Below are 22437 nucleotides of genomic sequence, written 5' to 3'. Positions count from 1 at the left end.
GGGCCTTGCCGCGCCAGATGCCCTGATCGTCCTTGCGCAGCTCGGTGACGTTGCTGAAGCCCTTTGCCTCAAGGCGGGAGCGCGCCTGTGCTTCCGTGAAGCTGTTCGCACCGGGCTCGACCGCACCGGTGGTCTGCGGGCTGTCGGCCGGCTTGTGGGTGACCGCAGGATTGGACGAGCCAGTGTTGTTCGTCGGCTGGGTCGCCGAGGTCTGGGCCATCGCCGCCGTGGTCAGGGCCGATAGGACGGCCAGAGTTGCAAAGCCGAGGCGTCTCAAGGTGCTTCTCCTCTGTGTCAAACATGTAGGGGCTCAATGTGCGACTAGCGTGACGGTTCCGACTGCCAGGCTTGTGGGCAGGAGGCTATTCCTGCGGAGGAGGCGGCACGGCTGTTCCCGAACGATGCCGCTGATCCCTCTTCAGAGCCGGGAACTCCCCTTCCCACCGCCCGTTGGTTGTCGCTGAGCGTGAGAGGATCGATGGCCGACCCAAACCCGAACGTGCCCCTGGATGAGCAGGTGCCTGTCCTTGATGATGTCCTGAGGAGTGGTTCCCGAACCGTGGCGGAGGAGATCATCCCGCTCGTCGAGGAGACTGCAACGATCGACAAGCGGCAGGTCGTAATCGGGCATGTGCGGGTGCGGACGGTCACCGGCACAGTCGAGGAGTTGGCTCACGCGTCCGTGCAGCGGGAGGACGTCGAAGTCACTCGTGTGCCCATCGACAGGGTGGTCGAGACCGCGCCCGAGATCCGGACCGCCGGCGATGTCACAATCGTGCCGGTGCTCGAGGAAGTCCTCGTCGTCACGAAGCAGCTCGTGCTCAAGGAGGAACTGCACATCCGGCGCCGCATCGAAACCGAAGCCGTCGAGGTGCCGGTCACCCTACGCAAGCAGCGCGCCATCGTCGAGCGTGAGCCTTCGGATGGCACGACCATCAATGAAGGAGGGACAGAACCGGAAACTGACACCCCCATCCCGCGTTAATCAACCGTAGCAGTTCGCAAGCGTGAGGGTAGGCGTATGCGTCGGTTCCTGCGGGACAATGGGTTGTCGGTCACGTTATTTGCCCTGTTTCTGATCTCCCTTATTGGCCAGGCACTGACCGGCTGGAGAGCCCATGCCGAGGAACTGCGCCTGCACGAGCTGCCCGCGATCGGTTTCGGCAGCTATCTCAGAAGTGGCCACTTCATCTCGGCGACGTTCGAGAACTGGGAAAGCGAATTCCTCCAGATGGCGATGTACGTGCTGCTGACGGTGTTCCTGTTCCAGAAGGGCGCCTCGGAGTCCAAGAAGCCCGACGAGAGCAATCCCGAGGATTAACCGCCGTCCGCCAGACGCCGCGACCCGGATGCTCCTTGGCCTGTGCACCGCGGCGGCCTGCTGCTGAAGCTCTACTCGCACTCGCTGAGCATCGCCCTGGTGGGGCTGTTCATTCTGTCCTTCTGGCTCCACCTGGCGGGGAGCACACGCCGGATGAACGAGGAGGCCCTTCAGCATCATCAGCCGGTGCAGACCATGATCGACACTCTCGCCGAGCCGGAGTTCTGGTATGAGAGCTTCCAGAACTGGCAGAGCGAGTTCCTGTCGATCGGCGTGCTGCTGGTTCTCGGCATCTACCTGCGCGAGCGGGGCTCGCCCGAGTCAAAACCCGTGGCCGCCCCGCACGGGGCGACCGGGCATTGATCAGAGGCAGCATCACTCACGGCGAATCGGGTCGGCCGAACGTGCGCAGAGGGTGCAAGTCCGCCCCTACAGTCCCTCAATCGTTGTCGTTTGGAATGTTCAGCACGTGGCCGCAGGCCTTGCAGTGGACCGCGTCCAGCTCGTGACGCTGTAATCCACACTGCGGGCCCGGGTAGAGCACCTTGCCGCCGGGGCGGAACACGGCTTGCGCCAAGCGCAGGAACAGGCTGATGCCCACGAGCATCATGGCAATTGACAGCAACTCGCCGCTGGTGCTGCCCATCAGCGTGACATCGCCGAAGCCGGTGGTGGAGAGCGCCGCCACCGTGAAGTAGAGCGCGTCGATGAAGTCCTCGATCTTCGGATTGACGCCACGCTGGCTGACGTAGACCACCGAGGCAATCAGGAACACGAAGACGCACAAGTCCAGGGCGGCGTGGATCACCTCCAGGTTGCGCCGCACCAGCGGGAAGCGCCGCTTGAGCTGGCCGAGCACGTTATAGGACCGGATCAGCCGGACGGTGCGCAGGACACGCAGGAAGCCGAGATTGCCACCGAGCGCCGACACGAACAGGGAGGCAATGACCACGAGGTCGACCAGCGCCGCACCGTTGTCGAGGTAGGCCATGGGGTGGCGGTGGGCGAGCATGCGGCCCAGGAACTCCAACGCGAGCAGCACCCCAAGCAGCAGGTCGATCACGCGAAGCCAAGTTGCATCGGCAACGAAGCTGGTGGCGACGAAGTAGCTGACGGCCATGATATCGATGGCCAGCAGGCCTGCCTGGAAGGCGACCGCGGCCGGGCGATGGCCGTAGAACAGCCGCCGCAGCCGGAGCCGAAACCGGCCCAGGGTACTTGATCGCGGGCGCACCGGTTCTACTGCCCGGCTGCGCGAACTGGCGGGCGCCCGACAGGGCCTGGCCTCACACTGACACCAGGAACGCTGAATCCCGTAGCGGCAAGCGCTCGTTTCGGCATGGTCATCTACAAACTCTCCCTACAGCCGTCCCCTTGACGGGCAGCATAGAGGCGCCGGACTTGCAGGGAACAGCGAGTGCCAGACGCCACGCCGTCTGGAAGCAGCCTGGATGTTCCCGCGCGTTCCGCGTTCCCTTTGACACGCTCAAGACAGGGTCCACCTTACGCTTACGGCCAACCTCGTTCCTGCCATCTAGTCCTCCGACTGCCTCGGAAAGAACCGCTGCCGAAGGGACCGCCATTTCTTGATCCCCCAGAGCGTAAACCGGCCGACCGGCTCCCGCAGGAACGCTACGTCATAGGCGATCAGCAGGAGCCCGAGCGGCAGCATCCAGATGCCCAGGAAGGGCAGGATCGAGAAGATGCCGCCCAGCACGAGGAGCACCCCGGCCGGAATGCGGATCCAGCGGGCGTCCGGATGCCGAAGCCTTCGAAGCACACGCGCCACCTTGCCGGGCACTTCATGTTCCAGCTGCCTGAATGCCCGTCGCAGGACAGCCTTGCCGTTACCGCTTGCCATGCTGTCACAAGTGGGGTGCTTCTGGGGCCTCAGCGGGTGCTTCGGCTAATGTGGCGCTCCACCCCTGAGACATCGGCCTCTCCACCCCCGCCGCGATGGCGTCGCTGTACTGGCGCCCTGCCTCGATCAGCCCGGTGTGCCTGGCACGGGTGATCCGTACCAGGTCCGCATGCGGGATCGTGTGCTGCATGTGTTCAGCTGCCTGAGGCAGGAGCGACAGGAACATGAAAGACCTCATTGCTCGATGTGAGAAGCAGGTCCTAAACCTGAGCCAGCTTGGTTCTGTTCCGGCGGACTGAGCGTTTCCGGTCGCAGTACCGCAAAACCAGAAATGCAACAGGCCCGTGCAGGAACACAGGAAAATGCCTGCAGACCACTCGGCACGCATGTCAGACAAGACCTTCGGTGAGGACAACCCTGATCCGCTCCTGGTTTTAGCAACCATCAGCGATCACCTTCGTTGATGCCCGGCACTGTTATGGTGCGCTGCACAACGAGGCTCTATGAAGTTTGCCCCAGACGACTATCTCGCTGTCTTCCCCCTGCACCATGAGGTTGAGATCCATGCTCCAGTCCGTCGGCCCTCCCCGCGCAGGGCTGCCGCGAAGAAGAGGCGGATCTCTCTGGCCCTGCAAGGCGGCGGATCGTTTGGAGCCTTCACCTGGGGCGTGCTCGACCGCCTGCTCGAGGACGGGACCGTTACCTTCGATTCGGTGAGTGGCGCCAGCGCCGGTGCCGTGAACGCCACTCTGCTCGCCTCCGGACTAGCGCAGGGCGGGCCAAGCGCCGCGAGAGCAGGTCTCGAACGCTTCTGGAGACGTGCCAGTGAGGCGGCACCCAGAGCCCACTCTGGGCTCGCTGTTGAGGTCGCTGTCCGCCATCTCTCGCCATATCAGTTCAACCCGTTCAATCTGCATCCGCTGAAGACACTGTTGGCAGAGGAGATCAACTTTGAAACCCTGCGGGAGCAATCAAAGCTTAAGCTGCTGATCGCAACGACGCGGGTGCGGGATGGGCGACTGCGGATCTTCCGCGAAAAGGCTGTCACCCTCGACGTCATCCTCGCCTCGACCTGCCTGCCAGTCCTGCACCATGCGGTGTCCATTGATGGTGAGGCGTACTGGGACGGCGGATACTCGGCCAATCCACCCTTGCTCCCGTTGGTGTCTGCTTCCCGCGCCTCCGATGCACTCGTGGTGCAGATCATGCCCTCGATCGGGGCGGAGATGCCAACCTCTGCGTCGGAGATCCGAAAGCGCATCGAACAGATCACGTTCGCCAGCTCGCTGGCGCGGGACATGGACGCGCTGGCTGCCATGAAGCAACTTGCCGGCCCTCACGAGCAGGGCTCTCGCCTGGCCCGCAAGCTGCAAAAGCTGCGGCTCCATCACATTGCGGCGGAGGCGGAGTATCCGACCCTCTGCGAGGCCAGTGCGCTCAACCTGGACTGGAATTTCCTGCTAGCGCTCCGGGATGCCGGCCGCCGAGCAGCGGAGCGATGGCTCAGTCAGGAATAGGGGCAAACGGGGCGCTGGATCCTCCCTCCCCTGGCGGATTGCAAGTCAGGAACAAAGTCCGGGCCCGGCCATTGAGCTCCCACAAACGGAGGAAAGAGATGGCAGGCAAGGCAAGCTTCACACCCGAGGAATGGGCCCGCGTCGTGGCCAGCCCGATGGTGGCCGGCATGGCGATCACCGCCGCCGACCCGAGCGGCCTCTGGGGCTTGTTGAAGGAGGCTATGTCGGGTGGTTGGGCCCTGCTGGAGGCTAAACAGGGCAGCCAGCAGAACGCGCTCGTCAAGGCGGTGGCCGACGACATTACCACCCCGGAGACACGAACCGCCGCCCGCGACCGGATGCAGGCCCAGTTCAAAGGCGCGCAACTCGGTGAACTGAAGAGCAGGGCCATCGAGGAGTTGCGCGCCGTGTCGACGCTCGTGGAGACCAAGGCCCCTGAAGACGCGGCGGGGTTCAAGGCCTGGCTCAACGAGGTCGCCCGCAAGGCGGCCGAGGCCGGCAATGAGGGTGGCTTCCTAGGCTTCGGCGGGGTGGCGGTCAGCGATGCCGAGAAGGCAACTCTGGCCGAGATCGCAGCTGCCCTCGGCACCTCTGGAGCCGCTCCGGCTGTACCTCCCTCAGCCTGACCAATCGCTGCCCGGTCGACAGGGCTCAGCGGTCCTCCTGCTGGGAGGTGCTGGTGTTTGTCGGGAGATGCCGCGTCACAAGCCACATGACCGAGACGATCAGGACAGCGAAGATGATCCCGGCGGTGGCGATCTGATACATGCCGGCCCCGGCGGCCATGCCGATGGAGCTCGTCATCCAAAGGCTCGCCGCGGTGGTGAGGCCGTAAACACTGCCTCTGGCCACGAAGATCACTCCGGCACACAGGAACCCGATGGCCTGAGCCAGCCCCTGAATGGCCCGGGTAGGGTCCGGGTCGCCCTGTCCCCGGGCCGACACCTCCTCGTAGAGCTCCAGGGCAATTAGCATCGTCATGGCCGAACTGAGCGCCACCAGCATGTGGGTCCGCACGCCAGCCGAGATGCCGCGCACCTCGCGGTCGAGGCCGAGCAACAGCCCGAAGGCAGACGCCAGGCCAAAGCGCCACAGCATCTCGTTGAACGGAATAACCGAGGTTCCCAGGACCTGCTCCACGCCTTGTTTCCCTTTGCATTGCTGATTGTCAGAACTTGCATTGCTGATTGTCAGAACACAAACTTGGCTGTTGTCAGGGATGTTCCTGCCTAAGTTTCGGAACCATGCGGTGAAGATCTCCGCGGTGCGTGGACGTTAGGACCCCAGATACAGTTTTGGCCGAGAGCGCGATGGAGGAGATGTCAATGATCCAGCAGGGGGCAGACCCCTCCTTTGAGGCCGCGACACGAGCCTATCTCGCCTCGATGGCCCACTACTGCACCCTCGACGGGCCGGGTCTTAAGCTCAAGCAGGTGAAGATGCGCGAGAGTCCCTTCGCCTTTCTGCGGGGGACCTTTTACCGCTGGTCCCATCACTTCGCGGCGGTGCCTGACGCAGTCCGATCCGCACCGCCCTTGCTGATCGTCGGCGACATCCATCTGGAAAACTTCGGCACCTGGCGAGACCGCGAGGGGCGGTTGGTCTGGGGTATCAACGACTTCGACGAGGCGGCTGAACTGCCGGTCACCAGCGACCTCGTGCGGCTCGCCACGAGCGCCGTGCTCGAAGTCCGGCGGGAGGCATTCCAGCTCACAGCTTTTGAGGCGGCGGACACGATCCTGGAAGGTTACTGGGCGCATCTGAAGTTTGGCCCCGACCCGTTCATCCTGGAGGACCGGCACGCTTGGCTGCGCGACCTCGCCGCCGCCACCGGGAACAGCGCCCAGAGATACTGGCGCAAACTCTTGAAGCAGCAGGAAGTCAATGAGCATGCCGTCCCGGAGGAGGCACGTGAGCTTCTGCGGTCGCATCTCCCGGCGGGAGCCACCTCGGTCCGGTTCTTCCGCCGACTGGCCGGTCTCGGGAGCCTGGGCCGCCCCCGCTTCATGGCCGTGGCGGAGTGGTGCGGCGGCCTTGTGGCCCGCGAGGCCAAAGCCGCGATCCCATCGGCCGTGCATGTCGCCGTATCCGAGGTCGACGCTCCAATCGGCCCGTCCCGCCGAGCGGTGGAGCAGGCCTGTCGGGCACCGGATCCGGCCCTGCACATCGGCGAGCGCTGGGTGGTCCGGCGGCTTTCGCCTGAGGCGCGTAAGGTCGAGATCGATGAGGTCGAGCATGCCCCTGACCAGAAGCATCTTCTGCATGCGATGGGACGGGAATTGGCCAACGTTCACCTGGGCTCCGCGGGTGGAGCCGCGCCGATCCGCTCCTGTCTTGAGCGGCTGCCCGACGATTGGCTGCGGACAGCATCATGTCTGGCCGCGGCGCGTGTCCAGCAGGACTACGAAACGTTTCTGCGCGGCTCGTGATGTGCGGCGCGCGGCTTCCGATGCTGTCCGGTCAAGGTGGATCTCGCGTGAGGGTCAGGCGTTCAGCTTTCCTCACGGAGGACTCGATGGCCCAATTTCCGCTCACCAAGACACTGACGAACATCACCGTCACCCGCCATGACGGCGAGTACCAGCTTCAGATCGAGGATGAAACGGGCGATGTCGCTGTTTACCACACCGGATCCGGGCAGATCCTTCAGCTTGCCGACGATCTCGACGATCTGCTCGCGGAGGAGGAAGGGGAGCAGGCCGAGAGCTAACCGTGCGGGCCGCTCCATGCTCCTTCGAGCGGAACACCGGACCTGGGTCGCACGAGCCTGCTCGACTCAGATGACCTTCGCTCCAACTGCCTGAGCCTTCTGGATCAGGCTTTGCACGCAACGATGCCGTGCGGAATGCCGGACGGCCGCCGCCACGCACGGGCATCCGTGGTCTTCCAGAAAGGTCGCCAGGAAAGTGAGTTCTTCGGCCAGGCAAGCCTCTTCCGATGCCGCTTGTTCCAGAGCGGCAGCGTGGTTGCGGGGTGTCAGGTGCGATCCGCATCCGTCGGGCATCGGCAGGCTCTGGTTGTGAGGGCTGAGTGGTCCACAGGTGGGATGAGCCTAAACCGATTACAATCGGTCGCTCACCATCAGGTCTTTGATCCGGCGGCGGCGAGCCGGTGTTGTCAGTCGCCATCGGGCCTCGTCTTGGAGGGCCTGGACGTCAGGTCCGGCGTTTCCGGCCTCTCACAGGCACTTCGGAGCTGGTCAGCGAGGCTGGCAGGATCGCCTTGGCGGCATTGGTGATCACACCGGCGGTCGCACTGGCGGCTTCCCGCACCAGCTCTCGTGCGGCCGAGCCCGCCTCCGCACCCGCTCCGAGAGCCGCTCCGCCGGCGTCGCCGACCTGCCGCATGCTTGGACGCTCCTTCACCAGGGCTGCGGCGGCCGCTCCGGCTGCGGCGATCAGTACATCGGCCAGGATCTCCCGCGTCTGCGGGTCGGCCAGCAGAGGATCGAGCCACCCGGACTTGCGCAGGCCCTTCGGCACCTTCACGCCGGCAATCCTCTTGGGGACCTTGGTTTTGCTTTTCGCCATGGGCAGTTCTTTCATCGGCTGCTCAACGAGGGTCGCGCCATGAACGGCAAGCGTGCGACAGGACTGCGTTCGACCTGAGGGTGGACGTGTGACTGGAGATCCTATCCGCCGCCGATTTCCTCAATGACCACACCGGTGCCGCCGCAGATCGGGCAGTCCTTCTCTCCAAGCTTTCCGCTGCCCTGGCACTCCCGGCAGATGTTCTCGCCTGCTCCGGGCGTGCCAAGCTCGGCTTGGTCCCCTGGATTGAGCTTCGGCTTGTCGGGATGAACGGTGACGGGCTTTTCGATGGCCATAATCTTCCTCCCTAGCAAGTCTGGAGTAGAACGCGGCGGTCAGCACCCCGGTTGCCCTGGCGCGTTCGTCCAGGGCTGCTGCAGCTGATCTCCTCACTGGGAGCGATCGCTACAGCGAGGCCGAGCTTGGCAACGAATGTGTCACCCAGCACATCCAAGCCCAGCGTTCTACCGTACCGTAAGAAAGGTGCGATTGAGCGCCTCGCATGTTCTCGGCGGCAACGAAGGCCATCAAGTGATGGGGGTTACCATGGTCATGAGCAATTCCTCGGCATCCCCTTCAGGTAGGCTGACGGCCTCGGAGTGGGCGGCCATCACCAGCTCCCTTGCCTTCATCGTAATCTGGCTCGGAATCTCATTTGCCTGAGGCGGGCTGCTGCGGGAATCTGGCTGGCGATGCACCCCCGTTGCCGACACCGATGCAATGGAGGCACTGAAAGTACGAGAGGCGGCCATGACCCCAGTGATCCGCCCCGCCACACCCGCCGATGCCGAGGCGTGCGGGCGCATCATCTTCGAGGCCTTCAGCGGCATCGCGGACCAGCACGGCTTCCCATGGGATTTCCCGTCGGTAGAGGCGGGAGCGCAGCTTGCGACGACCTTCATTGAGGCTCCATCGATCTATGGCGTGGTGGCGGAGCTGGACGGGCGGGTGGTCGGCAGCAACTTCATGGCCGAAGGCGATCCGATCCGCGGCATCGGGCCGATCACCGTCGATCCATTCGTGCAGGGCAGCGGTGTCGGGCGGCGGCTGATGGAGGCCGCCCTGGCCCGGGCAGGCGACGCTCTGGGCGTGCGCCTCGTCCAGGATGCCTTCAACACCCGTTCGATGTCACTCTACGCCGCGCTCGGGTTTGATGTTCGAGAGCCGCTCCTGTTAATGCAGGGCACGCCCCGTAGCGGACCTGATCTGAGCTATGCCGTCCGGCCGATGATCGCCGCAGACGCGGACGCCTGCGGAGCGCTCTGCACCGCCGTCCATGGCGTCGAGCGCACCCACGAACTCCAGGAGGCACTGCAGCTGTTTGCCCCGTTCGTGGTCGAGCGGGAGGGCCGCATCACGGGCTATCTCTCGGCGGCGACGTTCTGGCTGATGAACCATGGCGTCGCCGAGACCGAGTTGGACATGCGGGCGCTCCTGGCCGGCGCGGGAGCCTTGAGCCCGGAGCCGCTCTCCCTGCTCCTGCCGACGCGGCAGACCAACCTGTTCCGCTGGTGCCTGCACCAAGGGATGAGGGCCATCAAGCCGATGACGCTCATGACGATGGGCCACTATCAGGAGCCAAGGAGCTGCTACTTCCCCTCTGTCCTCTACTAAGGCGTCATGACAAGGGTTTCTACTAAGGCGTCATGACAAGGGTTATGGAGAAGCCTTTGCAGCATCGGAACCTCCCCGCCGCATTTGGTGGCGGGGCCGTCATCGGCATCCTCGGCGGGCTGATCGGTCTCGGTGGCGCCGAGTTCCGGCTGCCGCGGCTCATCGGCCTGTTCCGCTTCGCTGCCCTCGAGGCCGCGATCCTGAACAAGGCGTCGAGCCTTGTGGTGGTCCTCGGCGCTGCCGTTCCGGGCCGGAACCGTGCCCTTCGGACTCATCGCAGCCCACTGGCCTGTCATCCTCAACCTCCTGGCCGGCAGCCTCCTGGGGGCTTGGGTAGGCGCCGGGTGGGCGACCCGCCTGAAATCCGAGACCTTTTACAAGGCAATCGCGGTGCTTCTGGTCGCCATCGCGGGGGTGTTGGTGTTCGGCCATAACGCGAGCGCTGGACAGCCCCTGCTGATCGGGGCGGCGCAACTCGTCTCCGGCATCGTTGCCGGGTTCGTGATCGGCATCGTCGCCTCCCTGCTCGGCGTGGCCGGAGGCGAACTCCTGATCCCGACCCTGGTGCTGCTGTTCGGGACCGACGTCAAGCTGGCCGGGAGCCTGTCTCTCGCCGTGAGCCTACCGACCATGCTCGTTGGGTTCACCCGCTACAGCCGTGACCGGAGCTTTGCGGTTCTCGGCCGCAACCATGCCTTCCTGCTCACCATGGCCGCAGGTTCGGTTACCGGCGCGCTCATCGGCGGCCTCCTGCTCGGCGTCGTTCCCGATGCCGTCCTGCTTCCAGCCCTGGCAGTCATCCTGCAGGGTTCAGCCGTGAAGGTCTGGCGGCACGGCTGACGTCATAAGGGGACGATCGGACCATTGCGGTCCGCTTTCTCACCGGTGCATGACCCATACCCTCACGCGAGGGTCACTGTCAGCCGCTGCGGTTGCTCAGGCGGCGAGCGCCCGGATGCGCTCCTCCACGGCCTCGAGCTGCCGGACATACGGCGCCCGCCGCTTGCGGTGGCGTTCCTCCAGCCTGCGGATCACGCTCTGCTTGAGCCACTCGTCGGCGGTGCTGTTCCTGACGATCGCCACCTCGGTCTCATGCACGAGGTCGATGTCGGCCAGGGTAGCGAGGATCGATTGCAACAAGGGCTGGATGTCGGACGGGTACACGCGGGGAGCGTTCCCCATGGCCGAACGAGAGAACTGTCCAGACGTGGTGGGCATAGGCTTCCTCCGATGCCAACCGGCTCTTGCCGTGTTCTCGCTGCTACGTGGGAGGAGCCGCGATGAGCCGCAACCTGCTCCAAAAGAGGTAGTGTTGGAGCTGGTGGCTTGAAGCCTGTCAGGCGGCGCGGGGTGGCGCCGCCTCGGCGGGCATGCCGTCCTGGATCGCACCCCGGAGCTGCTCACGCAACTCAGGCGTGTCCTGGTGCCCATGCACCGCCACCGCATGCTGCACGGCTGCGTCGAGCAGTTCGGCTTTGGTATCGGCGATGATGGTGATCGAGCAGTTCATCTCGCTCGCAAAGGCACGGCAGTCGATGAACTCGCGTTCCATGGCAGCTTCCATGATCGCAGCAACCCCGCCCGTCAGGCGCCCCTGATTCTAAGACCGGGTCCATCGTGCTTCCGTGTCGCCGTGTCTTGGGAACCAGGAAGATTGAGCCGGGTTACGGGGCTAGGAGCAGCACTGGGCTGCTTGCCGGGAGCGGGCAGTCTTTCATGGCCGGAGGAGGCGGTGCTTCAACACCTGGGACGATGGTGTGTTGCCGTGGGATTGCTCCTCGCCCTGGCAGCCTGCGATCATGGCGATGTCCCCGCCCTGAGGGAACGGGCACAGCAGGCCTGGAGCGAGGTCCAGAACCAGTACCGCCAACGCGCCGATCAGGTACCGCCGCTGGTTGAGGCGGTGCGCCGCAAGGCACCGGCTGAGCGCGAGGTGCTGGCTGAGGTCATGGCGGCCCACGACGAGGTGGTGGCCATCCGCAATGCGGACGGGTTCCTGGCCGAGCCAGAGCGCTTCCGCCACAACGAGCAGGCCCAGCAACGGCTCTCCGATGCCCTTGAGCGGCTGTACGCGACCGTCAAGCGCTATCCCGAAACTCACGGGCGACACGGCCTTGCAGAACCGGCTGCGGGAGTTCCAGCGTCAGGAGGCCCGGCTGGTGGTGGCCCGCAGCGATCTCACCAGCGCGGTCCGTGCCCACAATGAGGAATTGCGCGGGTTCTCAGGCGCCTGGGTTGCCGCACTACTCAACTCGAAGGCCAAGGCCCTGACCACCTTTGCGCAGGCTGAAATTGAGCAGCCGCCGGCTCCAGCCCGACCGTAGCCCGGTGCGCCTGCAAGGAACAACGGACCCAGAGGAGAGTGGATGATGCGGTAATTCAGCCTGTCAGCGTTGCTCGCAGTCGCGATCATGACTGGATCGGCTCAAGCCCAGGTGCCGGAGGAGGTCGAGGCCTGCCGGTTGGCCGGCCTGGTGGCCCTGAAGGAGCGGTCCCCGGCGATCAAGGACCTGACCTTCGACATCGATGGGCTGGCGATCTCCAAGGCAAACACCAAGGTGGAGGACACCCCGGTAAAGATGGTGATCATGGGCGACGCCTATCTCCAGCGCGAGAAGACCGACAAGCCCAACCGCTTCGTCTGCCTGATTAGCGAGAAGGGCAAGGTCCTGCTGACCTTCTTCACCGAGCAGTAGGCAAGGCTTCGCCTAGCCGCGAACAGGGCCCGAATGCGGCCTCCGAAGAGCAGTGTCGGATTGACAGAGGCGAGGCGGGGAGATCACCATTCGAAGGTGGGGGCACGCCACAAGGATGGCTGCCATGGACACTTTCGACCACATCCTGAATTGGAAGCTCAAACAGGGCTCGCACACGTTCCCAGGCAAGGATGGCGGCACCTGCATCAACGAAGCGGCCGTCGTCGCGGCCGGTTTTCCGTACCGGCCCGTCCGCTCCGTGCAGGACATGCCGAACTGCTTCTCGCGCCCGATCTGCGCGCTGGCGATGCAGCTGAACGACGAGGCTAATGACGAGGAGCGTCAGCTCCTGTTGCCATATGTGACCCGCCTGGCCTGCGCCGGCACGCCGGAGGTGGAGCGCGCGCGGGAAATCTACATCTCAACGCGCCTGAGATGGCGCCAGCCGTTCCGGGACCGTCTGGCGACCCTTGAGGGCGCGCTGGCCATCGGGCGCCAGGCCGACGCGCTTGCGCCGGAGGAGGTGAGGACACGCCTGGAGGGCGTGCAGAAGCGGGCCGTATCACCCGCTTCGCGGGACGAGCATCCGCTACTCACCACGGTTCAGGGTTGGCTTGCCGGAGTTTTCTAGGGCGCCTGTAGCTGACGAGCTTGGCATGGCGGCCCATCTACGCGGCTCGCTCTCATAGCTGGGTTAATGCGACACGTTAACTGCCGCCAAGCGCATGTAGGCCGATTTGATTGTCGGACAGGATCAAGCAGCAATGCTGGTTGCGGCTTTCCATTCCGCTAACGCGTTGAAGCGGTGCCGATGGGTGCCGTCACTCCGCAGCGCGGACGCTCCGACGAAGGCTGAAGCCATGCTGGCGAACGAAGGCTGCAACGAAGGTGCCGGCCATGAGCAGAACAATGGTCGGGGCGGGGGCGCTGTCGAGGAAGAAGCTGAGATAGACACCAGTGAAGGATGCGACCACGGCAACCAGCACCGACACGACCAGCATCGTCCCGAACCGCTTTGTCAGGAGAAACGCCACCGCGCCCGGCGTGATCAGCAGGGCAATGGTCAGAATGATGCCGGTCGCAGTCAGTGCACCCACAATCGTCAGGGAGAGCAGGGACAGGAAGCCGTAGTGGAGAAGCCGCACCGGCAGCCCCATGGCCTGGGCCTGCTGCGGATCAAAGGCATGGAGCAGCAGATCCCGCCACTTCAGGGCAATGATGACCAGAACGACCGCGGCGATGATCCCGCTCCGCAACAGATCCGGCCAAGCCACGCCAAGCATGTCGCCGAAGAGAATGTGGTCGAGATGCACCTCCGTCTCGACCTTGGTGTAGAGCACGATGCCGAGGCCGAACATGCCGGAGAACACGATGCCCATGACCGTATCCTCCTTGATGCGACTGTTCTCCTTGAGATAACCAGTGGCGAGTGCACAGATCATGCCCGACGCGAAGGCGCCCACCGCCAGGGGCAGGCCCGCGATATAGGAAAGAACAACGCCGGGCAGCACCGCATGCGAAATGGCATCGCCCATCAGCGACCAGCCCTTGAGCACCAGGAAGCACGACAACAGTGCCGCCGGCACCGCAACGAGCAGGGCGATCACGAGAGCTTCGCGCAGGAACGGAAAGGTGAAGGGCCGAGCGAGCGTGTCGAGCAGGCCAATCATGGGCTCGCCTCCGATGCCGCCCGCATGCGCCGGCGAGCGGCGAGCAGCCCATGCTTGGGCGCGAGGACGAAGGCGGTCAGGAAGACCAGCGTCTGCAGGACGATGATGACGCCGCCGGTGGCGCCATCGAGAAAGTAGCTGAGATAGGCGCCGATGCCGCTCGAAAGTCCGCCGACTGCCACGCTGATCAGGATCAGCCGCGGAAAGCGGTCGGTCAGAAGATAGGCGGTGGCACCCGGCGTCACCACCATGGCGATCACCAGGAAGGCCCCAACCGTCTGCAGCGCCGCAATCGTGCAAGCGCTCAGAAGGGTGAAGAACAGGACTTTCATAGCGGAGGGATTGATGCCGACCGAGCGGGCGTGATTCTCGTCGAAGAAGGTAACGAGGAGGTCCTTCCATTTCACCAGCAGAATGGCGAGAGACACGCCTGCGATAATGACGAGTTGCAGCGTGTCCTCGGGCGTCACCGCCAGGATGTTGCCGAGAACAATCGTCTGGATGTTCACGGAGGTGGGCGAGAGCGACACCATGAACAGCCCGAGGCCGAAGAACGAAGTGAAGATCAGCCCGATGATGGCGTCTTCCTTGAGCTTCGTGCGCTGGTTCAGGAACAGCATGGCGCCGGCTGCCAGTGCACCGGAGAGGAACGCCCCAGCGGAGAAGGGCAGGCCGAGCATATAGGCGCCGGCGACGCCCGGAACGATGGAGTGCGAGAGCGCATCGCCGATCAGCGACCAGCCCTTAAGCATCAGATAGGCGGAGAGGAAGGCGCAGACGGACCCGACGAGGGCGCTCACCCACATAGCGTTGACCATGTACTCGTAGGAGAACGGCTCAAGCAGTTGGGCCATCAAGTGTGCTCGCTCCCTGCGGCAGGCGCATCGGCTGTCGTATCGTTTGCCCCATCCGGGGCCTTGTCCGCGTAGATGATCAGCGGCCGCTCGTCGTCGGAGATGACGTCGACCGAAGCGGCGCCCGCGTGACGGGCGGCATCGAAGACGAAGTGCCGGAGCACGCCGCCGAAGGCCCTTTCCAGGTTCGATTGGGTGAACACCTCCTCCGTCAGCCCGGCAGCGAGCACGGTCCGATTCAGCAGAACCGCTCGATCACAGAACTCTGGAACACTGCCGAGATTGTGGGTCGAGACCAGGATCACCCGGCCCTCATCCCGCAACCCGCGGAGCAGCGCGATGATCGCCTCCTCTGTGGTCACGTCGACGCCGGTGAAGGGTTCGTCGAGGAGAATGACGTGGGCGTCCTGCGCCAAGGCGCGTGCCAGGAAGACCCGCTTCTTCTGCCCCCCTGAGAGTTCGCCGATCTGACGCTTCCGGAAGGGGCTCATGCTAACCCGGTCCAGCGCCACGTCCACCGCCTCCTGGTCCTGGCGCCGGGGCAGGCGCAGCAGGTTCATGTGACCATAGCGGCCCATCATCACGACGTCCTCGACCAGGACGGGGAAGTTCCAGTCGACATCCTCACTCTGGGGCACATAGGCGACGACATTGCCCTTGAGGGCTTGCGCGACGGAACTGCCGAGGATCGAGATCGATCCAGGCGAGACGGGGACAAAGCCCATGACGGCTTTGAACAGGGTCGACTTGCCGCTGCCGTTGACCCCCACTAGGGCGGTGATTGTGCCGCGCGGGATCGCAAAGCTCACGTCGCGAAGCGCGGTATGCCCGTTGCGGTAGGTGACTGTTGCGCCGCTCACAGCCAGACCCGCGCCCACGGCGCCTGAACGGGGGCCGGCTCGTTGGGCGGTTACATTCATTCGGTGAGCCCCTTGGCGATGGTCTCGGAGGTGACCCGCAGAAGATCGAGATAGGTCGGCACCGGGCCCGCGACGTCGCTCAGGGAGTCAACGTAGAGGACACCCCCGTACTTGGCGCCGGTTTCGCGGGCGACCTGCTTCGCCGGATCGGGCGAGACGGTGCTTTCCGAGAACACAGTTGGGATGCTGTTGGCGCGCACTGCATCAATGACCTTGCGCACCTGCCGCGGCGTGCCCTGCTGATCGGCGTTGATCGGCCAGAGGTAGAACTCCTTCAGGCCGAAGTCGCGGGCAAGATAGCTGAACGCGCCTTCGCTGGTCACGAGCCAGCGCCGCTGCTCGGGGATCGCCGTCAGGGTCGACCGGATCGGCGCGACGGTGGCCTGGATCCGTGCCTTGTAGGCCTCTGCATTGGCCCGGTAGGTCTCAGTATTCCCGGGGTCGTGTTTGACGAGCGCGTCGCGGATGTTGTCGACATAGATGGGCGACATCCAGGCATGGGGGTTGGGCTTGCCGGTGTAGGGGCCCTCCTGGATCCCCATCGGCTTCACCCCCTCGGACACCACGACGCTGGGAACCTCCTTCAGGTTGCGGAGGAACTTCTCGAACCAGAGTTCCAGATTGAGGCCATTCCACAGGATGAGCTTGGCGTCCTGTGCCCGCAGGATGTCGCCTGGCGTCGGCTGGTAATTGTGGATCTCCGCTCCAGGCTTGGTGATTGATTCCACGATGGCTGCGTCGCCAACCACGTTCTGCGCCATGTCGGCAATGACCGTGAACGTCGTGACAACCTTGAACTTGCCCTCAGCTCCTTGAGCGGATGACGCAGCGGCGAACAAGGTTGCAAGGACCAGCAGCACGGGAGGAAGCTTCATCAGGGTCTCCTCAACAGTCGTCCCAGCAGTTTATGCAGTTGCAAATTATTTGCAACAAGCTTCCTCGGTTTAGCCGCGCTAATGGCCGAAAGCTGATATCATTGAAGGATGGGTGCTGTGCCTCCAATGCGCCTCGTCCGCCTCGCGCATGACTCGCTCAATGCAGTTCAACAATCTGCTGCGGATGCTGTAATCCTTCACCAAAGGTTTCCCGGCGGAGTTACGGCTGCAGACTCTGCTTCGGTATGCGTCAAGACCTATAGCCCGTGGCACGCGCATGCGGCTCGCTCGCGCATGGCTAAGCAGCCATTCTGCTTGGCGAAGCTGTGACGTGAAACAGATAGAAGCCGTTGAACCGCACGCCGACCGTGGCAGCCCGATCCTCGAAGCCCGCAGGCGCTGGTTCTGCTGCACGGAGCGACCGTTCAAACGTCCAGTCTTTCGGAGCAAGAAAGCTGGGAACGGGGCGGTGTTCCGGTACAGCGCAGAAAAGGTCAGGCCGCTGCCTGTTTCGGAACAGGTTATAGGTGCACTCGCGTGCGGGTGGACTGGCAGAAACCAGCAGCGGATCGGACATCTCGGGAGATCCCCTGGAAGCTGGCGCTCTTGTCATTTGTTGGTTCGGAGCGGCTGTTGCAAGCTTTACAAGATCCAGCAGAAATTTTGTATCATCCTCACGAGGTATCTGCGTGGGGAACAATGCGCATAGATGAAGCTTCCTTCCGCCTTCATCAGCGGCTCGTAGAGTGAGGGAGCTCCAGGATCGTTCATTGAGGTCGGACACCATCGTCCCCATATCTGGAAATGATGAACGACGCTGCCATAGACGCTGATGCACTCGGCCCTCCCACCCTAATTGCGGCAGACGGCTCGTTGCGGCGGGTCGGCGTCGAGATCGAGTTTTTGGGTCCGAGCGCACGGGCCGCTGCCCAAGCCCTTTCTATTGATCTTGGCGGAACCTGCCAGGCTGAAGATCCGCATGCCTTCAGGGTCAGCGGCGTTGGTCTGGGCGACCTGCTGGTCGAAACCGACCTGCGGCACGTCCACCCTGATCGACATCCAGAACTCGGTGTGAGGCTCGGTCGTCGCATGGCCGCATGGCTCGGCACAGTGGCCTCGCCTTTCGTCCCGCGGGAGCTCATCACCGCACCCATACCCATCGGCCGGCTCCAGGAGATGGATCTGGCCGTGTCCAGCTTGCGGACTGCAGGAGCTCATGGTCATGGGGCTGTGCTTTGGGATTCGCTAGGGCTCCACTTCAACATCGATCCACCGCGCCTCGACGCAGCGACGGTGACGGCGTTTCTCAAAGCCTTCCTTCTGGTCAGCGATCGCCTCCGACAGGAGATTGTACGCGGGAGCTTTCGGCGTGCGCTCGTCCTTCCGCCTGACTACCCGCAAGCCTACAAGCAACGCGTGCTCGATCCGGACTACTGGCCTGACCTGCCGACCCTGACGGATGACTACCTAGTGGCGAACCCGACCCGAAAACGAGGGCTCGATCTTCTGCCGCTTCTCGCCCACTTCGATGAGCAGCGGGTGCGCTCCGTTCTGCCCCATGAGAAGATCGGTTCCCGGCCAGTGTTTCACTATCGGCTGCCGCAGGCGCACCTGAGCGATTTTGCATGGAGCATCATGCCGGACTGGGAGCGCTGGCTACTCGTGGAGCGTCTCGCCTCACATTTGGAAGAGCCTGGCGAGAAGGGGAGGGTGGCCCTGAGCCCATCGGCTTGAACCCCATCCAGCTGGCAAAGCACACCCTTACATTCAAGCGCCCAAAGCAGTCGCTTTTCTTCACCAGCGATGTGTTGGGCACCAACTCTTGTGCGATTAAGGATGTTTGCAGGATTGCGTACCACTCCGTCACAGGTGCTGCCTACACTCGCCTGAGCCTTTCAGAGGGGTTATGGCATGAAGAGGTTGGTCACGGTCACCGGTCCGATCGCAGCCGCCCAGATGGACGGGTACCTCATCGAGGAGCGCCTCCTCGATCACATCATGATCCAGGTGATCGACAGAGGCGGCGGAAACCTGGAGATCGCCTTCCATGAAAGAGACCAACGCTACCTGTCGCAGTTCTCTGCCGAGCAGTTGGCTGAATGGCTGCAGGAAGCCATGCTCCACGTCGAAGCGGCATGCCCGCTAGAGACACCAGATGGAAAGTCGGCCTGGATTATGGACGAGGTACCATCCAGACCAAAGTTCCCCATTAAGGCGATGAGGCCCGCACGCCAAGAGCATGACCTTCCACCTGGATTGGAATTCCTGAGACGCGACTGACTGTCATTAGATGGTCCCGCGAGATAGCCGGACTACAGTAGCATCTCTCCGATGCGATCGGTCACGGAAAGGACCTCATTGCAGCACAGCTCTGGATCGTTTTAAGTTCCATAATGCTTGTTACCGATCGTTGCGCTGTAGGCGCAAAGTTAAAATGTCCCGATCCTGGGGCATCAGGGCAGATGGCGGAAGCTTTCGAAAATCACATCGTAAAAGCCTTCCGGATCAACATCACGGACCACGTAAGCGTTCTTTTGCCGGTTGGTGACACCCCACCAATCGATCACAGTCATCCCAGTTGTCAGAGGAGAGGTCGTCTCAATCTCGACATTCACAGGGAGGCCCGAGAACAACTCGGGTCGCAATAGTCAGACAACTGTCGTTGGATCGTGCATCGGGGCGCGGTCAGCTCCGTACTTCAGCCAGTCAAACTGCTTGGTGTAGGTGAGGAGTTTCGCAAAGATCGGACCGACCTTGTGGATCCGTCGCAAACAATTTGTTTCAGAGTTTCAGGTATTGTTCTCCCGTATCTCAATGGCGGAGGACACAGTGTTTAAGGGCAGGCATTTTGATCGATCGGTGATCCTGCTCTGCGTCCGGTGGTATCTCGCCTAGAACCTGAGCCTGCGAAATCTCGAGGAGATGATGGCTGAGCGCGGCATCTCTGTCGATCACGCAACCATCCATCGCTGGACGGTGCATTATGCCCCGCTGCTTCTGGATCGCTACAACCAGCGGAAGAGAGCCGTCGTGGGGAAGTGGCACATTGATGAGACCTACGTCAAAGTTCGTGGCCAGTGGCGGTATTTGTACCGCGCCATCGACAGCAACGGCGACACGGTGGAATTCTGGTTCAGCGAGCGGCGAAACCTCACTGCCGCGAAGCGTTTCGTGCGCAAGGCGCTGAAGCGGCATGGCCGGCCCGAGCGGATCGTGATCGATGGTAGCCAGACCAACAAAGAAGCGATCCTGTTGTGTGATGCAGAGAGCCGTCTGCAGGATTGCTCAAGGCGCCGGCAACAGCCGATCCGAATCCGGCAGAGCCGCTACTTGAATAACCGAATTGAGCAGGATCATCGCGCGATCAAGCGCCGGGTCCGACCGATGCTCGGGCTCCAGTCCGCGGCCACTGCCCGTGTGATCCTTGGCGGCATCGAGATGGTGCATATGATGCGCAAGCAGCAGGCGAAGTATGCCTGCAATAGGCAGCTATCGCTCTCAGAGCAGTTTGACAGGCTCGCCGCATGAGCGTGTCATGAAGACCTGCTCCATTCTCGCCCCTGTTCCGGATTTGCGACGAAGCCTCGAGCGGTGATCTCGTCGTCCGAAAAGCGCTCTGTTGCCATGAAAGCTCTCCTACCAAGCAGAGGGATGATGGCGGCGGAGTGTGACCGGAAGGGGTCCGAATTCGCGCGTCTGGTCGAGGCGGGCCCAACCGCCTCTCAGAGGGAAGAAGCACCGGCACCTATGGAATAGCGAGAGCTCGGGCCTAATCTTTCAGGATCAAGTCGAGATGGGAAGCCAGAGGTCATCCGCTGACGATAGGCAGAGGGCGGGGCCTGTAGCTCAATTGTCAGAGCCGGCCGCTCATTACGGACTAGTTCCTGGTTTGAGTCCCTCCGCCCACGCTAGCGATTTGCTAGACTGCTTAAAAAGTGGCACCGGCCAGCGAGATCTCCTGCAAAGGCCGCTCGCATCGACTGAGGAAACCGGAGTGCTGACCGGTGCCGCGGCCTCGGGAGCGGGATCATTGCGAGATGATGCCGGGCGAAGCCGAAGCGACAAACTTGCTTGGGATTGTGACGGTTTGGCGGCTATCTACTGCGTCGCGATCCTCAGGGCCCATCCAAAGAGGGCAAGGCCGCCGATCAGGCCAGCCCACTCGATCGAGCGCGCGAACGGAAGGCCGAATGGATCAGGAGCTTGGGCCTCGGCGTACATGTTAGGGCGCTGCTTCATGACCTTCACTGATGGCTCACATACGAACAGTGTTGAACGCTACAGCCAGAAGCCCAACGGCACAGGCGAGAGCCACTAAATTGCACAGGTGCGCCGCTAGATCATGAGCAAGATGGGTCTCGGTCTGATTCATCGCCCAACTTTTAACCAAGCGATCCGAAGCTGAGCAATTATTCTTTTTGGTGAACGCATTGCGAGGTTAGCCTTTGAGGGCTTGGCACCTCAAGCCATCAGCAATCCCCAAGGGGGGAACCAACCGCAACGAGAGAGCAAGTCCTTTCTCAAGGACGTCCTTGCCGAGATCCTCTAAGCGCCTATGAGCCCACCTCGCTCCTACCCCACGGGAGCGGACGGTCCGCCCATGATTGAGGCCGTCCCTGAAACGGGGTGTGAAGAGCGACGCTCGTACCAAGGACGCGCCCTTTGCCGCCACCGGCTTGGCCGTTCATCGACCCCAGTCGCCTCAGGAGAGGAAAGTGTGCCGAAGGCGTATATCGGCCTGTTCCGTTCTGGCGCTTTCCCAGATCGTTTGAAACCGTTGGTTAACCATGAGGGCGCATGCTTTTCCATGTGCTTCAAGGGCTGGGCGGGCTTCCTCGTACCTGGAGACGGTTGCTCATGGAGGAGAACCAATTCACCGACACAATTGAAGAGAAGTTGGCCCTGATCTCGCCAACTGTGAAGGCCATTGAGTTCGGAGGAGAGCTACCCTACCTCCGTGAATTGCAGACGCTCCTCAGACAGCACCTGGCGAGCCTTGTGGTTTTGTTCGAGCGAGATCCTGGCCTGGATGCCGCAACAGCCGACCTGTACGCGGCAGCGGCTGCTGTTGTGCAGGACACCACAGCAGCCTCCCAGCCTCTGGCCCGCAAACGCCGTCTGCTCAAGGAAGCCCAGGTCCGCTTCCAGGAGCGCATCGCGACCGCACGCCCGAATGGACGACGAGACTGCGCCGCTTGGCGACAGAAGGAGCTCTTTCTTGCCGCCTGATCCAGGCCCGGGTTCCGCCTCAGCCCTATGTGTGTGCCGGAACCCAGTCGCCTGCGCTTCCGGCTACAGGAGTTGCTTGTCCGTTTTGTCCGATTGCACAATCACTCACATGATCCTGTGCTGCCCCAAGATCCTGTGAATTCGCATTGTCATGGTTATTGAGGCTGCGGCCATCTGGTGGTTTCAATCGTGGGTGGCAAACCCTTTGCCCATCGACTGACTACTAAAGGGCTTTTGGTTTCAGTGTAGGGCATAGCCGGCATGCCTGAACCAGCCCTGAGCATCTTTTGCAGTGATGGTGTCGAGGGCGGGTTTGAGCTCGGCTTCCAAGGCTTCAAGAGTGCGTGGCG

The 22437-nt window shown here is 62.9% G+C and carries 27 protein-coding genes and 3 pseudogenes; 15 read left to right on the top strand and 15 right to left on the bottom strand.

The features are described from left to right. Nucleotides 1–277 (bottom strand): PepSY domain-containing protein (locus NF876_RS36735; RefSeq protein ID WP_262272919.1); only part of this gene is annotated, 277 nt, incomplete at its 3' end. 201 nt (nt 278–478) lie between these two features. Here NF876_RS36735 and NF876_RS36730 point away from each other — a divergent pair. Both NF876_RS36730 and NF876_RS36725 read left to right on the top strand, forming a co-directional pair. Then, nucleotides 479–985, top strand: a complete 507-nt coding sequence (locus NF876_RS36730; protein WP_210808029.1) for a YsnF/AvaK domain-containing protein — start codon at nt 479–481, stop codon at nt 983–985. Between the two features lie 36 nt (nt 986–1021). Continuing rightward, nucleotides 1022–1684 (top strand): annotated as a pseudogene (locus NF876_RS36725) (DUF6766 family protein). 76 nt (nt 1685–1760) lie between these two features. Here the strand turns inward: NF876_RS36725 and NF876_RS36720 are convergent. Continuing rightward, a complete protein-coding gene (locus NF876_RS36720) occupies nt 1761–2555 on the bottom strand; it encodes a potassium channel family protein (protein WP_262266076.1) in 795 nt (264 codons plus the stop codon). Nucleotides 2556–2855: 300 nt separating this feature from the next. After that, nucleotides 2856–3101, bottom strand: a complete 246-nt coding sequence (locus tag NF876_RS36715; protein ID WP_315974888.1) for a hypothetical protein — start codon at nt 3099–3101, stop codon at nt 2856–2858. Nucleotides 3102–3685: 584 nt separating this feature from the next. Between NF876_RS36715 and NF876_RS36710 the strand changes: the two genes are divergently transcribed. Both NF876_RS36710 and NF876_RS36705 read left to right on the top strand, forming a co-directional pair. Continuing rightward, nucleotides 3686–4699 carry a patatin-like phospholipase family protein gene (locus NF876_RS36710; RefSeq protein ID WP_247654369.1) on the top strand — a complete coding sequence of 338 codons (1014 nt, stop codon included), beginning with the start codon at nt 3686–3688 and terminating at the stop codon, nt 4697–4699. 98 nt (nt 4700–4797) lie between these two features. Continuing rightward, nucleotides 4798–5325 (top strand): hypothetical protein, encoded by a 528-nt coding sequence (locus NF876_RS36705; protein WP_210808033.1) that lies wholly within the window; start codon nt 4798–4800, stop codon nt 5323–5325. A gap of 25 nt (nt 5326–5350) precedes the next feature. Here the strand turns inward: NF876_RS36705 and NF876_RS36700 are convergent, their stop codons facing one another. Then, a complete protein-coding gene (locus tag NF876_RS36700; RefSeq protein WP_262266077.1) occupies nt 5351–5839 on the bottom strand; it encodes an MgtC/SapB family protein in 489 nt (162 codons plus the stop codon). A gap of 185 nt (nt 5840–6024) precedes the next feature. Here NF876_RS36700 and NF876_RS36695 point away from each other — a divergent pair, with 185 nt between their 5' ends. Next, on the top strand, nt 6025–7128 hold the full coding sequence (locus tag NF876_RS36695) for a DUF2252 family protein (RefSeq protein WP_210808035.1): 1104 nt from the start codon (nt 6025–6027) through the stop codon (nt 7126–7128). 86 nt (nt 7129–7214) lie between these two features. Further along, a complete protein-coding gene (locus NF876_RS36690; protein WP_210808037.1) occupies nt 7215–7409 on the top strand; it encodes a hypothetical protein in 195 nt (64 codons plus the stop codon). Between the two features lie 445 nt (nt 7410–7854). On the opposite strand, the gene NF876_RS36685 is transcribed toward NF876_RS36690, so the two are convergent. From NF876_RS36685 to NF876_RS36675, 3 genes are all read right to left on the bottom strand, one after another. Continuing rightward, the gene (locus NF876_RS36685) at nt 7855–8229 is read right to left on the bottom strand and encodes a hypothetical protein (RefSeq protein WP_210808039.1); all 375 of its coding nucleotides are present in this window, start codon (nt 8227–8229) and stop codon (nt 7855–7857) included. 101 nt (nt 8230–8330) lie between these two features. After that, nucleotides 8331–8525 carry a hypothetical protein gene (locus NF876_RS36680; protein WP_210808041.1) on the bottom strand — a complete coding sequence of 65 codons (195 nt, stop codon included), beginning with the start codon at nt 8523–8525 and terminating at the stop codon, nt 8331–8333. 231 nt (nt 8526–8756) lie between these two features. Next, entirely contained in the window at nt 8757–8981 is a 225-nt protein-coding gene (locus tag NF876_RS36675; protein ID WP_210808043.1) for a hypothetical protein, read from the bottom strand. Here NF876_RS36675 and NF876_RS36670 point away from each other — a divergent pair. Then, complete coding sequence (locus NF876_RS36670) at nt 8980–9843, top strand: GNAT family N-acetyltransferase (RefSeq protein WP_210808045.1); 864 nt, start codon at nt 8980–8982, stop codon at nt 9841–9843. The two genes, NF876_RS36675 and NF876_RS36670, sit on opposite strands and share 2 nt — an antisense overlap. A 44-nt stretch (nt 9844–9887) precedes the next feature. Next, nucleotides 9888–10683, top strand: a pseudogene (locus NF876_RS36665) (sulfite exporter TauE/SafE family protein). 96 nt (nt 10684–10779) lie between these two features. Here the strand turns inward: NF876_RS36665 and NF876_RS36660 are convergent. Next, a complete protein-coding gene (locus tag NF876_RS36660; protein ID WP_210808047.1) occupies nt 10780–11061 on the bottom strand; it encodes a hypothetical protein in 282 nt (93 codons plus the stop codon). Between the two features lie 118 nt (nt 11062–11179). Then, nucleotides 11180–11395: a DUF1059 domain-containing protein gene (locus tag NF876_RS36655; RefSeq protein ID WP_210808049.1), complete on the bottom strand. Its 216-nt coding sequence runs from the start codon at nt 11393–11395 to the stop codon at nt 11180–11182. Between the two features lie 180 nt (nt 11396–11575). Here NF876_RS36655 and NF876_RS36650 point away from each other — a divergent pair, with 180 nt between their 5' ends. The 3 genes from NF876_RS36650 (at nt 11576) to NF876_RS36640 (ending at nt 13170) form a co-directional block, all read left to right on the top strand. Further along, nucleotides 11576–12049 (top strand): LemA family protein, encoded by a 474-nt coding sequence (locus NF876_RS36650; protein WP_210808051.1) that lies wholly within the window; start codon nt 11576–11578, stop codon nt 12047–12049. A 205-nt stretch (nt 12050–12254) separates the two neighbouring features. Next, the gene (locus NF876_RS36645) at nt 12255–12539 is read left to right on the top strand and encodes a hypothetical protein (protein ID WP_247654371.1); all 285 of its coding nucleotides are present in this window, start codon (nt 12255–12257) and stop codon (nt 12537–12539) included. Nucleotides 12540–12663: 124 nt separating this feature from the next. Continuing rightward, nucleotides 12664–13170, top strand: a complete 507-nt coding sequence (locus tag NF876_RS36640) for a hypothetical protein (protein WP_210808053.1) — start codon at nt 12664–12666, stop codon at nt 13168–13170. A gap of 190 nt (nt 13171–13360) precedes the next feature. Here NF876_RS36640 and NF876_RS36635 read toward each other — a convergent pair whose 3' ends face one another. From NF876_RS36635 to NF876_RS36620, 4 genes are read right to left on the bottom strand one after another with little or no spacing between them, the layout of a single operon-like run. Beyond that, nucleotides 13361–14209, bottom strand: coding sequence for a metal ABC transporter permease (locus NF876_RS36635; protein ID WP_210808055.1), 849 nt, complete (start codon nt 14207–14209; stop codon nt 13361–13363). Next, nucleotides 14206–15066: a metal ABC transporter permease gene (locus NF876_RS36630; protein WP_305797890.1), complete on the bottom strand. Its 861-nt coding sequence runs from the start codon at nt 15064–15066 to the stop codon at nt 14206–14208. The genes NF876_RS36635 and NF876_RS36630 overlap by 4 nt, the downstream gene beginning before the upstream one ends. Then, a complete protein-coding gene (locus NF876_RS36625; RefSeq protein WP_210808059.1) occupies nt 15063–15983 on the bottom strand; it encodes a manganese/iron ABC transporter ATP-binding protein in 921 nt (306 codons plus the stop codon). The genes NF876_RS36630 and NF876_RS36625 overlap by 4 nt, the downstream gene beginning before the upstream one ends. Next, nucleotides 15980–16858, bottom strand: coding sequence for a metal ABC transporter substrate-binding protein (locus NF876_RS36620; RefSeq protein WP_262272918.1), 879 nt, complete (start codon nt 16856–16858; stop codon nt 15980–15982). Before NF876_RS36620 ends, NF876_RS36625 begins: the two co-directional genes overlap by 4 nt. A gap of 804 nt (nt 16859–17662) precedes the next feature. Here NF876_RS36620 and NF876_RS36610 point away from each other — a divergent pair. After that, nucleotides 17663–18592, top strand: a complete 930-nt coding sequence (locus NF876_RS36610) for an amidoligase family protein (protein WP_315975109.1) — start codon at nt 17663–17665, stop codon at nt 18590–18592. 186 nt (nt 18593–18778) lie between these two features. Then, complete coding sequence (locus NF876_RS36605; RefSeq protein WP_210808066.1) at nt 18779–19138, top strand: hypothetical protein; 360 nt, start codon at nt 18779–18781, stop codon at nt 19136–19138. Between the two features lie 173 nt (nt 19139–19311). Here NF876_RS36605 and NF876_RS43705 read toward each other — a convergent pair whose 3' ends face one another. After that, nucleotides 19312–19503 (bottom strand): nucleoside hydrolase, encoded by a 192-nt coding sequence (locus NF876_RS43705; protein ID WP_371823168.1) that lies wholly within the window; start codon nt 19501–19503, stop codon nt 19312–19314. A 184-nt stretch (nt 19504–19687) separates the two neighbouring features. Between NF876_RS43705 and NF876_RS36600 the strand changes: the two are divergent. Further along, nucleotides 19688–20386: pseudogene (locus tag NF876_RS36600) on the top strand (IS6 family transposase). A 570-nt stretch (nt 20387–20956) separates the two neighbouring features. On the opposite strand, the gene NF876_RS36595 reads toward NF876_RS36600, so the two are convergent. Further along, complete coding sequence (locus NF876_RS36595) at nt 20957–21097, bottom strand: hypothetical protein (protein WP_210808068.1); 141 nt, start codon at nt 21095–21097, stop codon at nt 20957–20959. Nucleotides 21098–21715: 618 nt separating this feature from the next. Here NF876_RS36595 and NF876_RS36590 point away from each other — a divergent pair. Further along, nucleotides 21716–22087: a hypothetical protein gene (locus NF876_RS36590; protein WP_210808070.1), complete on the top strand. Its 372-nt coding sequence runs from the start codon at nt 21716–21718 to the stop codon at nt 22085–22087. Nucleotides 22088–22437: the final 350 nt, after the last annotated feature.

The sequence above is a fragment of the Microvirga yunnanensis genome (genome assembly GCF_025460875.1).
This window is presented reverse-complemented; position numbering and strand designations above follow the sequence as displayed.

What these genes read in the sequence shown, in the direction of transcription:
- NF876_RS36685 (WP_210808039.1), bottom strand. Translation starts at nt 8,229, where the DNA reads ATGGCGAAAAGCAAAACCAAGGTCCCCAAGAGGATTGCCGGCGTGAAG.
- NF876_RS36645 (WP_247654371.1), top strand. Translation starts at nt 12,255, where the DNA reads ATGACTGGATCGGCTCAAGCCCAGGTGCCGGAGGAGGTCGAGGCCTGC.
- NF876_RS36620 (WP_262272918.1), bottom strand. Translation starts at nt 16,858, where the DNA reads ATGAAGCTTCCTCCCGTGCTGCTGGTCCTTGCAACCTTGTTCGCCGCT.
- NF876_RS36655 (WP_210808049.1), bottom strand. Translation starts at nt 11,395, where the DNA reads ATGGAACGCGAGTTCATCGACTGCCGTGCCTTTGCGAGCGAGATGAAC.
- NF876_RS36625 (WP_210808059.1), bottom strand. Translation starts at nt 15,983, where the DNA reads ATGAATGTAACCGCCCAACGAGCCGGCCCCCGTTCAGGCGCCGTGGGC.
- NF876_RS36635 (WP_210808055.1), bottom strand. Translation starts at nt 14,209, where the DNA reads ATGATTGGCCTGCTCGACACGCTCGCTCGGCCCTTCACCTTTCCGTTC.
- NF876_RS36590 (WP_210808070.1), top strand. Translation starts at nt 21,716, where the DNA reads ATGGAGGAGAACCAATTCACCGACACAATTGAAGAGAAGTTGGCCCTG.
- NF876_RS36690 (WP_210808037.1), top strand. Translation starts at nt 7,215, where the DNA reads ATGGCCCAATTTCCGCTCACCAAGACACTGACGAACATCACCGTCACC.
- NF876_RS36595 (WP_210808068.1), bottom strand. Translation starts at nt 21,097, where the DNA reads ATGAAGCAGCGCCCTAACATGTACGCCGAGGCCCAAGCTCCTGATCCA.
- NF876_RS36705 (WP_210808033.1), top strand. Translation starts at nt 4,798, where the DNA reads ATGGCAGGCAAGGCAAGCTTCACACCCGAGGAATGGGCCCGCGTCGTG.
- NF876_RS36710 (WP_247654369.1), top strand. Translation starts at nt 3,686, where the DNA reads ATGAAGTTTGCCCCAGACGACTATCTCGCTGTCTTCCCCCTGCACCAT.
- NF876_RS36675 (WP_210808043.1), bottom strand. Translation starts at nt 8,981, where the DNA reads ATGGCCGCCTCTCGTACTTTCAGTGCCTCCATTGCATCGGTGTCGGCA.
- NF876_RS36730 (WP_210808029.1), top strand. Translation starts at nt 479, where the DNA reads ATGGCCGACCCAAACCCGAACGTGCCCCTGGATGAGCAGGTGCCTGTC.
- NF876_RS36610 (WP_315975109.1), top strand. Translation starts at nt 17,663, where the DNA reads ATGATGAACGACGCTGCCATAGACGCTGATGCACTCGGCCCTCCCACC.
- NF876_RS36695 (WP_210808035.1), top strand. Translation starts at nt 6,025, where the DNA reads ATGATCCAGCAGGGGGCAGACCCCTCCTTTGAGGCCGCGACACGAGCC.
- NF876_RS36660 (WP_210808047.1), bottom strand. Translation starts at nt 11,061, where the DNA reads ATGCCCACCACGTCTGGACAGTTCTCTCGTTCGGCCATGGGGAACGCT.
- NF876_RS36680 (WP_210808041.1), bottom strand. Translation starts at nt 8,525, where the DNA reads ATGGCCATCGAAAAGCCCGTCACCGTTCATCCCGACAAGCCGAAGCTC.
- NF876_RS36640 (WP_210808053.1), top strand. Translation starts at nt 12,664, where the DNA reads ATGGACACTTTCGACCACATCCTGAATTGGAAGCTCAAACAGGGCTCG.
- NF876_RS36670 (WP_210808045.1), top strand. Translation starts at nt 8,980, where the DNA reads ATGACCCCAGTGATCCGCCCCGCCACACCCGCCGATGCCGAGGCGTGC.